At 46.4% G+C, this 12,847-nt stretch carries 11 protein-coding genes; 6 read left to right on the top strand and 5 right to left on the bottom strand.

The window, feature by feature from the left end; genetic code table 11:
- Positions 1-301: 301 nt before the first annotated feature.
- Positions 302-1,753, bottom strand: a complete 1,452-nt coding sequence (locus QUB33_RS27305) for an anthranilate synthase component I (protein WP_333357077.1) — start codon at positions 1,751-1,753, stop codon at positions 302-304.
- A gap of 117 nt (positions 1,754-1,870) precedes the next feature.
- Positions 1,871-2,542 carry an aminotransferase class IV gene (locus QUB33_RS27300; RefSeq protein WP_333357074.1) on the bottom strand — a complete coding sequence of 224 codons (672 nt, stop codon included), beginning with the start codon at positions 2,540-2,542 and terminating at the stop codon, positions 1,871-1,873.
- Between the two features lie 96 nt (positions 2,543-2,638).
- Here QUB33_RS27300 and QUB33_RS27295 point away from each other — a divergent pair, with 96 nt between their 5' ends.
- Positions 2,639-3,298 carry an ElyC/SanA/YdcF family protein gene (locus QUB33_RS27295; protein WP_333357071.1) on the top strand — a complete coding sequence of 220 codons (660 nt, stop codon included), beginning with the start codon at positions 2,639-2,641 and terminating at the stop codon, positions 3,296-3,298.
- Between the two features lie 186 nt (positions 3,299-3,484).
- Here QUB33_RS27295 and QUB33_RS27290 read toward each other — a convergent pair whose 3' ends face one another.
- On the bottom strand, positions 3,485-3,712 hold the full coding sequence (locus tag QUB33_RS27290; protein WP_333357068.1) for a hypothetical protein: 228 nt from the start codon (positions 3,710-3,712) through the stop codon (positions 3,485-3,487).
- A gap of 437 nt (positions 3,713-4,149) precedes the next feature.
- Here QUB33_RS27290 and QUB33_RS27285 point away from each other — a divergent pair, with 437 nt between their 5' ends.
- From QUB33_RS27285 to QUB33_RS27275, 3 genes are all read left to right on the top strand, one after another.
- Positions 4,150-4,788 (top strand): transaldolase family protein, encoded by a 639-nt coding sequence (locus tag QUB33_RS27285; RefSeq protein WP_333357065.1) that lies wholly within the window; start codon positions 4,150-4,152, stop codon positions 4,786-4,788.
- Between the two features lie 227 nt (positions 4,789-5,015).
- Entirely contained in the window at positions 5,016-6,734 is a 1,719-nt protein-coding gene (locus tag QUB33_RS27280; RefSeq protein WP_333357062.1) for a calcium-binding protein, read from the top strand.
- Positions 6,735-6,787: 53 nt separating this feature from the next.
- The gene (locus QUB33_RS27275; protein WP_333357059.1) at positions 6,788-7,339 is read left to right on the top strand and encodes a GUN4 domain-containing protein; all 552 of its coding nucleotides are present in this window, start codon (positions 6,788-6,790) and stop codon (positions 7,337-7,339) included.
- A 98-nt stretch (positions 7,340-7,437) separates the two neighbouring features.
- Here QUB33_RS27275 and QUB33_RS27270 read toward each other — a convergent pair whose 3' ends face one another.
- Positions 7,438-9,516 carry a serine/threonine-protein kinase gene (locus tag QUB33_RS27270; protein ID WP_333357055.1) on the bottom strand — a complete coding sequence of 693 codons (2,079 nt, stop codon included), beginning with the start codon at positions 9,514-9,516 and terminating at the stop codon, positions 7,438-7,440.
- Between the two features lie 1,114 nt (positions 9,517-10,630).
- Entirely contained in the window at positions 10,631-11,752 is a 1,122-nt protein-coding gene (cax, locus tag QUB33_RS27265; protein WP_333357051.1) for a calcium/proton exchanger, read from the bottom strand.
- Positions 11,753-11,952: 200 nt separating this feature from the next.
- On the opposite strand from cax, the gene QUB33_RS27260 reads away from it, so the two are divergent.
- The gene (locus QUB33_RS27260; protein ID WP_333357047.1) at positions 11,953-12,501 is read left to right on the top strand and encodes a GNAT family N-acetyltransferase; all 549 of its coding nucleotides are present in this window, start codon (positions 11,953-11,955) and stop codon (positions 12,499-12,501) included.
- An 83-nt stretch (positions 12,502-12,584) separates the two neighbouring features.
- Positions 12,585-12,847, top strand: a 263-nt coding sequence (locus tag QUB33_RS27255) for a GrpB family protein (RefSeq protein ID WP_333357044.1), incomplete at its 3' end; no start/stop codon positions are given.

The raw sequence follows: 12,847 nt of genomic DNA, 5'->3' as shown, positions 1-12,847 counted from the left end.
TTATCAAATGGGAGCGAAAAATCAAAAATAAAGGCAATGCTATTTTATCCGGTTTAGCTGCGTAGCAGCTTATCATTATTTTTGAGATAGGCAAGCGTGTAACAATTATGCTGCCTATCTTTTTTTAGCACACATGGGCTCAATCCTTACAAAGGTATGGGTTTCAGGCTGGTTGTTACCCCCCCAGCCTTAATACTACAACATTTTTATTTTTTTACAAATTTAATCAGTATTACATCTAAAGTAAATCGTCGATCGTAATTTTCAGTAATCTTAAAAACTCCCTTAAGCTAAGACGCATCTAATCAAATATTTCCGCTAATTTTAAAGCATTAACTTGAGCTTGAGCTTTATGAAGTGACTCCTGCCATTCCCTTTCCGGATCGCTATCAGCAACAATCCCCGCACCCACTTGTCCCCAAACAACTCCCCCGGTTGTACCGTCACTTTTTGGTGCATATAAAAGGGTGCGAATCAAAATATTTAAATCCAGGTTGCCGCGCCAGTCCAAATAACCGCAGGAACCGTAAAATAAATTGCGCTTCACTGGTTCCAATTCTTCGATGATTTCCAGACAGCGCACTTTCGGACAACCTGTAATCGTACCGCCTGGAAATACCCCTCGAATTAAGTCAATCGCGTCGCAATCTCCTCTTAATGTACCGATAACATTACTGACGAGGTGCATCACGTGACTGTAGCGTTCAATGGTCAGAAATTCGTTAACTTTTACCGAGCCCCATTCACACACCCTCCCGATATCGTTGCGCTCTAAGTCAACTAACATAATATGTTCGGCTCTTTCTTTGATATTCTCTATTAATTCCTGTGCTAATTGCTCATCTTGAATACAGGTTAAACCTCGCGGCCTCGTTCCCGCGATCGGTCTAGTATCCACTTGTTTTCCTAATAATTGAACGAGTCTTTCCGGCGAACAACTAACTATCGCCCCCCACGGAGTTTGCCAATAACTTGCAAAAGGCGAAGGATTGATCCGTTGCAAAGCGCGGTAAATTGACCAACTACTGCAATCTGTACGGGCTTCAAACCGCAAAGATAAATTAGCCTGAAAAATATCGCCCGCATGAATATACTTCTGAGCTTTTCGCACTATTTCTTTATATTCAGTCTGAGATAATTGGAAAATAGGAGTAGCGGAATTTTCTTGATAATTTTCTGGTAAATTATTCTGGATTATTTCTCCCTCGGTTTGCTCTAATTGATGCTGCATAACATCGAGGTGAGAAGGTTGACTCGCAGCCAACCAGAGAATTTGCGTTTGACGGTCTAAAACCGCAAAAGATTCTGGTTCGTACCAACAGCTAACCGGGAAAGGAAGTGGATCGGTATTGAGTTGGGGCAGGTGTTCGATTTCCCATGCTAAATCATAACCTAGCCATCCCAACCAACCCCCACTAAAAGGAATTTCCGGCGGTACATTCTCTGCTAAATTTTGCTGTTGAGAGTCCAAAAGAGCGCGCAAAAAAGGTAAAATTTCACCAACTGGCGGTGTCCATAGCTGAGATTGACCATCAATTATCCGTGGAGAACCGGCACAAATAGAATATCGTGCCAATTTAGTAGAAGATGTAACTGGACTTTCTAGCAGAACGGCCATATCGCGGGGGAAACAATCCGATATTGAGCTTGCGCTATCGGCAGTTTTACCAAGAAATAAAGTTTGAAAAATCTCCGATCCGCTGCGCTGATTTAGGGGAAGCTTTCGCCAATGCCAAGGTTGTATTTGTTTCATAATAGGTTGCACTAGGGTTAACACTTTCAGGACTTACGCAACGAGTCAATCTTGACACTATCTGTAGTAGTAAGGTGCACATTTTGCACCCTACTAAAATCGATTGAAAGCGTTATCTCAGCCATTAATTACAACTTTCCAAACATCTCGGTTTGCCTCTTTTTTGAGGCGTATCCAGCCCCTAACGGAGTTAATGAGAAATAGAGTTTGGCTACTGTGCAAATCCTCTAAGGTAATTAATTTTTCTCTGATTTTTCCCTCCTCTAAAAGTTGAGAACGAAACGTCCCCGGTAATAAACCGCACTTGACGGGAGGTGTGATGAGCCCTGCGGGTGTATCGATCGCGATATTGGCGATCGTGGATTCGGTGATAACTCCATCTTGATTCCACAGCAATACATCCTGATATTCGGGCTGCGACTCCAAAGCCATTGTATAAGGCAATCGGTAAGTTGTCTTGTGGTAAAGAAATGGGTTTTGAGAATCGATCGGTTTGCGGGCAATTCCCACAGATGCACCGATTTTTAAGATACCGCTATCTAGTGTCTGAGCTTCTAATGTTATGTTTCCCTCACCAGATATTGTTAACCGTATTTTGTGTTTGACTGACCCGCAAGTCATACTTAATGCTTGTAAAGCTTTGCTTGCTTCTGTTAGCGATAGGGGGAAATTAAAATAATCAGCCGATATCTCTAATCTTTTAAGATGTCTGTCTAGCAAAAAATAGCCGTTTTTGGGTTCCCATAATAATGATTCCAGCAATTCAAAGTTTGGCTGTTGTTGAATCATATTTTTGTTAATATAATGTAAATTCGGTAACTAGACAATGTTTAGACCCGCGAAGCGGTATGTTTGTGTAATTATATAGGATGTTAACTTAAATTTATGTCGTCTAAATCCTTTATATTTCCCTGGCGCCTTGCTATCGGGCTGTTAATATTAACCTCCGGCCTCATACCCCTAGCGCTCAACTACTACGTCAGACTTGTTACCAGCAACTACCGCTACAGTGATGTAGCTAACGTGCCGGCAGAACCCATTGCTATAGTTTTTGGTGCCGGAGTTTGGGAAGACGGCACTCCAAGCCCAATGTTAGCCGATCGAGTGCAAGCAGCCGTCGATTTGTACAAAGCGGGGCGAGTGGACAAACTTTTGATGACAGGAGACAATAGCACCGTCGATTACAACGAAGTCCAAGCAATGCAGGACTACGCCGAAGCCCAGGGCGTACCGATTAATAATATCGTTCTCGATTATGCCGGATTTAGCACCTATGAAAGTTGCTACCGGGCGAAAGAGATTTTTGGCATAACGCAGGCTGTTTTAGTTACCCAAAACTTTCACTTAGCCCGCGCTGTTTATACCTGTCGCCGGTTGGGCATAGAGGCGATCGGCTTAGGAACGCCGGATTGGGGAAAATTTAGCCATAAGGGCATGATTCACTACAGTTTCCGCGAATTTTTGGCAGTCCTCAAAGCGCTTTGGGAAGTGCGAGTTACCCGTCCGGAACCGACTTTTTTGGGGCCGTTTGAAGGAATAAAATAAAAGTTATGAGTGCTCTGTTGAAGACTTTAGTCTTTAGAGCAAGGACTTTATTCCTCACGAAAAACAGGTTTTATTACAACTAACCGGACATTATGTAAGTCCGGGAGTTGTAAGTTTTGAGTTAAACAAAACTTACAACAAAACTCACAAATCATAACTCGCCCTTACGCGGTAGCGCTCCATAACTTACTCGCGTTTGGAAAGCCCCGCCAGCGACCAAGTTAGGCTCACCATCATTAAGCGGCCAAGAGCCTTCAAACGCTCTTCGGCGTTATTTTCAACCAATTGAGACAGAGTTTCAGACTTAACATTTATCGACAATTCTTCAGCGGTTTCTGCTGACTTTTCCAACTGAGGTTGTTCAGAAGATGTCTCAAGGCTGACTTGTTGGTGCTGATTTTTTTCTTCGGTCATTTTCTGAGTCACCTCCTGGAGGTATTGCATACATAACCCTTAATACAAATGTAATTTCTTTGTATCCGGGATTGGGCGAGTCAAGTTTTCCGTACCAGACAATCGCAGTTACCAACTGACTTAAAAGTTGGGATTTCAGTTGTTAGCTATCTTAAATAGCACTTAGCCAATTTTCCTCAAAAACGAGGTTTATTCACAGATATGTAGTCCTCCACCAATTTTTTGTAAGAAACGGGATTTCTGAGCCTAAGTCCTGTTAAATTCAAAACTCACGGACTACTACCGATGATGCACATCACTGAATTGTTATATTTACTTAACAGTAATATTTCCGAGATTCTGATATTGTTAAAGCTTAACAATTAATTTTGCTCGGATTTATCTCAATCTGCAAGCAACCGTCTGGGAATTATTAACAAACTGAAGGTGTAGAGCCGATGGCAATTTATGTTGATACTGCAATTGTAGCGGAAGCCGCACGGGCGAGCAAGTTCGGATGGATAGCGGGAATTACTACTAATCCGACACTTTTGGCAAAAAGCGAGTTATCTCCTGAGCAAACCCTTAAACAACTGGCACAACTGATTCCTGGGGAAGTGTACTATCAGCTAATGGCATCTGATGTTGATGGCATGGTAGCAGAAGGAAAAGCGGCTTTTGAATTAATTGGACAGCAAACAGTTTTGAAAGTTCCAGCAACGGCGGCTGGTTTCCAAGCAGTAGCGCATTTGTCACCGTCCATTCCTTGCGCGGTGACGGCGATATACAGCGCATCACAAGCAGTTGTCTCAGCAGAAGCGGGGGCCAAATATGCGATCGCCTATGTGAATCGCGCCACCAGATTGTTGGGAGACGGTTTTGCCTTAGTGCGGGATATGGCAAATGTGTTGCAGAGAACTAATACTGAAATTTTGGCAGCTAGCATTAAATCGCCGGAAGAAGCGGTAAAGACTTTATTAGCTGGAGCACATCATTTGACATTGCCTTTTGACGTGTTGCAGGCGATCGCAGTTCACGAATTGTCCCAGCAAACAGTTGATGAATTTGCGAAAAACGGGCGGGGAATTAGTTATTAGATTTTGCAATACAGAAAACTTCATTAATTCGGGAGCAAGTATCATTACCTCGCTGACTGCATATGAGTTTGGCTATTTTGTCTACTGTTGGTAATATTTGTTGATAAATATGACTTTTATGAAGTCAAGGTTATGAATTTTATGAATTGACTTTGAGAGCTGGTTATTGAATGATGTCAATCAACCGCACGGCATCTCCAAACTTGTACTCTTAAATGTCAGGGCTTATGATTATTACTCGCGTTCCTGTAGACTCTACAGGCATCTCTGACCCAGCAGGCGATGTGCAGGGGAACCGCTACTCGGTCTCATCATCCATCTCCGGTGATGGCCGGTTTGTGGCGTTTACACTTGACCAATCCATCTTCCAAATCGGAACTCCGAACAATAATATTAACAATAGCGACGACATCTTCGTGCGCGACTTGTTAACTAATACCACCACCCGCGTCTCTGTTGACTCAGCAGGCAATCCGGGGAACGACAGCTCCTACGACCCCTCCATCTCTGCGGACGGAAGGTTTGTGGCGTTTCAATCTGATGCCTCCAATCTCGTGCCGGGGGACACTAACAATCAGAGCGACATCTTCGTGCGCGACTTGTTAACTAACACCACCACCCGCGTCTCAGTTGGCTCAGCAGGCAATCAGGGAAACAGCTTGTCCCGGCGCTCCTCCATCTCAGGTGACGGGCGGTTTGTCGCCTTTGCATCTGATGCCACCAACCTTGTGCCGGGAGATACTAACAATAGCACCGACATCTTCGTCCGCGACTTGTCAACTAATACCACCACTCTGCTCTCTGCGAGTTCCAGCGGCGATCGGGGGAACAACGACTCTGAATTACCCTCCATCTCAGCCAACGGAAGGTTTGTGGCATTTCGCTCTTTGGCCACCAACCTCGTGCCTGGGGATACTAACGACAGTCGCGACATTTTCGTGCGCGACTTGTTGACAAATACCATTACCCTTGTCTCTGTGAGTTCCAATGGCGATCGCGCGAACGACTCCTCCTCCCGCTGCTCTATTTCTGCTGACGGGCGGTTTGTGGCGTTTTCATCTGATGCCACCAACCTCGTGCCGGGGGACACAAATAATACTACCGATATTTTCGTGCGGGACTTGTCAACCAATACCACCACCCGCGTCTCTATTTCCTCAACAGGCAATCAGGGGAACGAAGACTTCTACACTCCCTTCATCTCCGCTGACGGGCGGTTTGTGACGTTTTCCTCTGAGGCCTCCAACATAGTGCCGGGGGACACTAACGATAGCGAGGACATCTTCGTGCGGGACTTGTCAAGCAATACCACCACCCGCGTCTCTGTTGACTCAGCAGGCAATCAGGGGAACAGCGACTCCGAGTTCCCCTCCATCTCCGCCAACGGGCAGAAAGTAGCGTTTTCATCTTTTGCAGCCAATCTCGTGCCGGGAGATACCAACAACGGCCCAGACCTCTTTATTTCTGACACCGGCAGTGCTCCAGGCGGCATCAATAACTCTCCAAACCTCATCAACGGCACTCCCGGCAACGACAACCTGACAGGCACGAACGGCAGCGATAATATCAGCGGTTTAGACGGCGATGACGCACTCACCGGCAGACAAGGCAACGATATTCTTGTCGGGGGTGGCGGCAACGACAACCTGTTTGGCGGCAAAGGTTTTGACACCCTCAACGGCGGTTTGGGCAACGATATTCTAGTCGGCGGCGCGGGCAACGATGTATTTGTTTTAGGTGCGGGATTGGGAGTTGATACCATCTCTGATTTCGCCAACGGTCAAGATATTATTCAATTAATCAATGGCTTGACCTTCGGACAGCTATCAATTTCCCCTGGAACGGACGGCACATTAATTAGAGTAGCCAGCAGCGGTGAAGTTTTAGCTTCTTTGACAGGCGTTGCTCCAAACCTCATCGGCTCTGAAGATTTCATCTCTGTCTAGAGATAGATGGTAAACTGGTCATTTGTTAAATCACTTTTGCTCAGAGGAACGTCATGATTAAACTTGGCAAACAATCACTCGCATTAATAGGCACATTTCTTGCAGTTTTGCAACCAGCATTTACCGCTAATTCACAAGAAAGCAACAGCGAATTTAGCAAACTTCAATCCTTATTAGAAGCCAAAAAATGGTACGAAGCCGATCAAGAAACAGTCTCTCTGATCCGCAACAACTCCGCAAATCTGTCTTGTCCGAACCTCCGCGCGATCGATCAAATGTGGATGCAATCGAGCAATGGCAAATATGGATTGACTCCACAGTTAGAGATTTGGCAGAAAGTGGGCGGTTCTAGCTGTCGAACTTGCGAAGGTCAAATTAAAGAATTTAGCAAGCAAGTAGGATGGAACATGAGCTCCCAAGTAAGTCCTATACCAGGGGAGTTTCCAGCCCAGTATCCAACTGTTGCTTCATTAAGTTGGCAAAGTTATGTGGACAGCGATAAAAGCATAACTAGGTACAGTCTTTTTGCTGGCGCGCAGACATGGCAAGCGTGGAGAGTTACAGAATTTAACCTGTTTTCTACTTTTGCCAATTGCGGCAAGTAACAGTTGTAGGGCGGGCAATGCCCAGACTGCCACGTCGGAGTCGGGATGGGATTTCTCGATCGCCTCGACTCTTCAATCTAAAATCTAAAATAGTAGGACTATGGCATTCGCCAAATCTTAATAGTGCGATCGGGACTGCCGCTCACAAAAGTCTTGCTATCTTTGGTGGAAATAGCAACAGAACTCACAAACTGACTGTGACCAGAAAGAGTGCTTCTTTCTTTTCCCGTCTTCAAATCCCAAACTTTAATATCTCCGCCCCCGCTGATCAAAGTGCGGCTGTCCGGGCTAAAGGCGATCGTCCTCACCGAGCTCGAATGCCCTTTTAAAGTGCGGGTGCGCTTCCCGTCTTGCACGTTCGACAAACGGATCATCGTATTGTCGGTGCTAGCGCTAGCCACAATTTTCCCGTTTGGGCTAAAAGCCACAGCATTAACCGCGCCCCCGTGACCTGTGATAATTCTTCTGACTTCTCCGGTGCCGAGATTCCACAAACGCACAGTCTTGTCATCGCTGCCGCTAGCCAGAGTTTTACCGTCCCGGCTCAAAGCGATGGCGTTTACTCCTCCGGCGTGGCCGCTCAAAGTCCGCAACCTGCTGCCGGTTCTGACATTCCACAAGCGAATAGTTTTGTCATCGCTGCCACTAGCGAGAGTTTTACCGTCCCTGCTAAAAGCGATCGCGTTGACGGCGGCTTTGTGAGCGGGAATCGTCCGCATCCGTCGCCCCGTCTTCAAATCCCAGAGAATCACATTATTGTCGCCGCCCCCGCTGGCAACAATCGAGCCGTCCGGACTCACCGCCACGGTATTGACCGATTTTTTAGAATGCACCAAATCGAGAGGCGGCACCAGGAGGCGTTCCGTCCTCACATTCCAAATTCTAATCGTCCCAAGGCTTGCGCTGACCAAACGTTGACCGTCAGGCGACAGGGCGATCGCATTTACACTCTCGACATTATCCAACCTTCCTTGCAAAAGATGAGTGCTAGGTAAGGTAGAAAGCAGCCACACCGGGTTTGCCGGAAACACCCCGTAACGCAGCGAACCGTAAATTTGAGACGCGCCAATACTCACCATCAAAACAGCCGTGCCCGCCAGCAACTTCTTTTTCCAATCAAAAACATCTTTTTCGGTCTTTTTCAATCCCGAATTCAGAGGTCTGAGGCGGTTTACAGAAGTCTGCTTCTTCACCTCAGGCGTCCCGGAAGTTGCGCGAAGTTTAGTTTGCCCCGTCGTCGGCAACTGAGTAGGCAACTGACTTTCCGCGCCGTCGAGATTAATTTCCTCCAAGCACTGCAAAACCATCTGCGGGCTTTGAGGTCGATTTCCCGGAAAAGGCGCCATCAGATAATCGATTACATTAGCCACGGCGTCGGAAACCTGAGGAGCTCCTTTGCGCCACATTAATCTGCCCGTGCGCGGGTTCTCTGGAAACGCAGTCGGTGGCTTTCCAGTCAGCAAATAAACAAAAGTGCGGCCCAGAGCAAAAAAATCTGACTGCGGAACAGCCTTACCATTAGTTTGTTCCGGCGGCGTGTAGCCCGGGGAAACAATACCAGTCACATTTTGCCCCTGGCCCACCTTAGCGAAATAAGTCGCCGACACTTCCCGAGCAGTCCCGAAGTCAATCAGCACTAACTGCCCGTTTGGCTTGCACATAATATTGTGCGGCTTGATATCCCGATGGAAATAGTTGAGGCGGTGAACTTGGTCTAAAATTTCCGACAGTTGTTTGAGCCAGTTCACAGCTTGTTCTTGACTGATGGGGCGGCCCCGATGTTTCAGCCAGTCTTGCAAATTGGCCCCAGCAATTTTCTCCATCACCAGGCAGTGAAAAGACTCTGTGCTGTGAGCGGGCGTAAATGTAAAATAACCGTCGCGATCGACTTTTGGAATACCTGGATGTCTTAGCCTGACTAACACGTCGGCTTCTTGCTTAAACAGTTCTACAGCTTTGGGATGTTCTTTGAGCAGGACTTTGAGCACTCTTCGGGCGCCGTTGTCGTCCACTTCAAATGTTCTGCCAAAGCCGCCGCCTCCGAGAGGCGCGACTAGCCGATATCGACCTTGCAACAAAAGTTCAGACCCGCAGTGGATACACACGGATTTGCCAGAGTTGGCTGGATCGGAGGGATTCGGACATTTGGGATTGAGGCAATAACTCACAGAAGCCACATAACCCTGATTGAGGTTGCTCTATCAAGTTTTACTTTGACACTGCTATACAAAACTTGGCTAAACTTATCTAAGCTTCACCATTCAACTAGAAGTATTTTCTAGAGGGTCTGATTCCTGCTTCTGCCAAGAGAGTCGGCTCTTACTTGTCCACAGGCGTAAATTCGGGTGGAGCAGCACCCTATTTTTGAAGTCTGTACAACTACTTATTATTTTGGAAGCTTTTAGCCATTGTTTAACCATTATTTTCAACCAATTTAACGAATCGTGGTATCCCGTTCGACCTTTTTATAGGCTAGTCAGTTTTAAATCAACCGTCGTTTACTCTTCCAGAAAATTTTTCCTGCTGATTTTGGGCATTATTTTGAGAATGTTGCACAAAACTGCGCCTCTGTCAATATGCTTGTCATCAGCAGCTCGGAGGAAGTTTAATCAAGTATTAAACGATTAGATTAACCTGTGTGTACTCTTGGTGAGGGAGATTTTTGATTCAGCTTGCGTTACTTGCTTTGACAAGATTACTCAAGCCGCATTAGAGGTGTCTTCTCTAAAATCGTTAATTCCGGTATGGCATACCGTATTTGATTAGTCCTCTTTATCTAGTTCGGTTTTTGTTCAAATACGAGTTTTCCTAGACGGCAACACCGTGTTTGTGGGACGACGTACTCAACAATAAGAGTACGAGGTTTTACGTTGTCTGGTTAGACTCAATTTTCAACTTATGACGATCGTAGCACACCTAGTAAAAGACTCATGAGCACCCTTGATTGAAATCTTGCAGCCCCTCTGAAGTCAAGGGAGGCTTTAGTCTCGCTTGACTTGAGCATCCCGTGTTTTTGTATAACCGGTGGCACTGCGCTCTAACGATCGGGTTGAGGCCAAAGGTTTTGTTGTTTGTCACAGCCGATCGAGGCCACAAATCCCTGATGACAGCAAATAATGTACAAACACACCAGAACTAATAACGAGAGAGCAGCTACATTTCAATTGTACGATCGCAACCACCACTCTCGAAGAAAGAAGTGAGAGTAGGGAAGTGGGGGAGTGGGGGAGTGAAAAAATCTGCCTTCTTCCTTCTTCCCTCTTCCCTCTTCCTTCAGCAGAAGAAAGCCTTTTAAACAAGTCCCTCAATTACCGGATGGAAGTAGAACGCCAGCGCCAAAACCGTATAAGCTGCCAACAGCAAAGTACCTTCGAGCCAGTTTGAGTTGCCGTCAGAACTGATAGAATTGGCGATCAGCACCGACACCGCAACCGCTACAAGTTCAAACGGGTTGAAATTCAAGTCCATGGGTTTGCCCAAGACAAAACCTGCCAAAACCAACACCGGCGCAACAAACAAAGCAATTTGCAAACTCGAACCCACGGCCACAGAAACTGACAAATCCATTTTATTTTTCATCGCCACCGTCACCGCCGTCGTATGTTCGGCTGCATTGCCAATAATCGGCACTAAAATCACCCCGGTAAACAGTGATGTCAGTCCCAAACGCGCTGTCGCTTCTTCGAGAGTACCCACCAACAGTTCCGACTCGACAGCTACCATCAGGGTACAGGCCAACAGCACCGAAATCCACAGCGGCAGATTGACTTTGTGGTCAGGGCTGTCTGGTGCTAAGTTACTTTCGGCTAATTCTTCAAGCATTTCTATTTCTGCCACCCCTGCATCGTACAGATAACTGTGGGTTTTCATCGAAAACAGCAGCGTCAGCACGTAGACGACAATCAGCACTACAGCAACAGCGCTAGAGAGGTTCTGCATAGTTGCTGCAGGGATGCCAATAGAGGTGGCATTAACTGCAGTTGGCACCAAAATGGCAATCACGGCTAAGTTCATGGCTGAAGCATTCAACCGGGCGACTGTCGGCTGAAAATCTTGTTCTTTGTAGCGCAAACCGCCCAGCAGCATCGCCAATCCCATCACCAGCAGCAGGTTACTCATAATTGAACCGGTGATGCTGGCTTTGACAACATCTATTAGTCCGGCGTTGAGGGCGACGATGCCGATAATCAGTTCCGTGGCATTTCCGAAGGTAGCGTTCAGCAAACCCCCCAAATTGGCACCTAGGACGACGGCGATTTCTTCGGTGGCCGTCCCCATCCACGCGGCTAGGGGGATGATGGCTAAAGCCGAGGTGATGAAGATTGTGGAGGATTCCCAGCCGAGAAAGTGTCCGGCGATGGAAACTGGGATAAATAACAGCAGGCTGGAAATAATTGTATTTGTGTTTAGCATTTAGATTCTCAAAAGCTGCCAACCGTCAATCATAGCCTGTGACCAAATGAAAAAAAGGGCGAGGCGGAGGGATTTGGGTGTTCGCTTAAAGCTGGGGGTGGGCGCTCCTCTTCGAGGGCTTCGCTAACGGGCGATCGCTGCCTTGCCGCTTTCACGGATGTGACAAACTAAGAGAGCGATTTGTTTAGCCGATCGGTTCAATGGATTTTTGTATTCGATTAGCTTCCTTAGAAGACATTCCTAAGCTGACAACTTTAATTCCTGATTCTGCTAGAGCTTTGCAAGCAGGCTACTACACTTCAGAGCAGATTGAAGGCGCACTGGGCAAAGTTTTTGGGGTTGATACTCAACTGATTCTAGACCAAACATACTTTGTTGCTCAGAACAATCACCAAATTGTTGGTTGCGGTGGTTGGAGTAAGCGTAAAACGCTTTATGGAGGTGATTCAGGCAAAAATAATCCAGAAGACAGCCTGCTCAACCCAGACAGCGACTCGGCAAAGATTCGTGCATTCTTTGTTCATCCAGCATGGGCACGTCGAGGAATTGGAAGTCAGATTATGCGAGTATGTGAACTGGCTGCTGAGCGTGCTGGATTTAAGGAAGTTGAGATGATTGCGACGCTGGCGGGAAAGCCATTTTACACAAAATTTGACTATCAGGTGATTGAGCGGTTTGAAATTTCTCTCCCAAACAGTCAGTTCCTCCCCGTTGTCCGTATGTTTAAGAGCTTTGGGCGCAGCCCGTAAAATATGAGGCATAATAAAATCTGTTTCGGTTAAATGCGATGGTAAATCAATGAGATGACAAAACAAGCAAATAATTATCAGCCATGTCAATAAAAGTAGATTTTTTCAAAGTAGAAGTCGTCCCGCACGATCCAAATTGGCGCAGCGCCTTTGAAACTGAGTCGAAACTGATTGCACTTGCACTTAAGGAAAATGTGGTTGCTATACATCACATTGGTAGCACAGCCATTCCACAAATTCATGCAAAGCCGATCATCGATATGTTAGTTCAATACTCCGGACAGTTTTTAAAGAGGGATGCGACGCCTACGGCAAGCAACGCTTACGCAATAAATCACAGAAGCGA

The sequence above is a fragment of the Microcoleus sp. B3-A4 genome (assembly GCF_036705385.1).
Taxonomy (GTDB): Bacteria; Cyanobacteriota; Cyanobacteriia; order Cyanobacteriales; family Microcoleaceae; genus Microcoleus.
This window is presented reverse-complemented; position numbering and strand designations above follow the sequence as displayed.

Excerpts from the sequence above, each read along its gene's own strand:
- QUB33_RS27290 (WP_333357068.1), bottom strand. The coding sequence starts at position 3,712 with ATGACCGAAGAAAAAAATCAGCACCAACAAGTCAGCCTTGAGACATCT.
- QUB33_RS27300 (WP_333357074.1), bottom strand. The coding sequence starts at position 2,542 with ATGATTCAACAACAGCCAAACTTTGAATTGCTGGAATCATTATTATGG.
- QUB33_RS27295 (WP_333357071.1), top strand. The coding sequence starts at position 2,639 with ATGTCGTCTAAATCCTTTATATTTCCCTGGCGCCTTGCTATCGGGCTG.
- QUB33_RS27275 (WP_333357059.1), top strand. The coding sequence starts at position 6,788 with ATGATTAAACTTGGCAAACAATCACTCGCATTAATAGGCACATTTCTT.
- QUB33_RS27280 (WP_333357062.1), top strand. The coding sequence starts at position 5,016 with ATGATTATTACTCGCGTTCCTGTAGACTCTACAGGCATCTCTGACCCA.
- QUB33_RS27305 (WP_333357077.1), bottom strand. The coding sequence starts at position 1,753 with ATGAAACAAATACAACCTTGGCATTGGCGAAAGCTTCCCCTAAATCAG.
- QUB33_RS27260 (WP_333357047.1), top strand. The coding sequence starts at position 11,953 with ATGGATTTTTGTATTCGATTAGCTTCCTTAGAAGACATTCCTAAGCTG.
- cax (WP_333357051.1), bottom strand. The coding sequence starts at position 11,752 with ATGCTAAACACAAATACAATTATTTCCAGCCTGCTGTTATTTATCCCA.
- QUB33_RS27285 (WP_333357065.1), top strand. The coding sequence starts at position 4,150 with ATGGCAATTTATGTTGATACTGCAATTGTAGCGGAAGCCGCACGGGCG.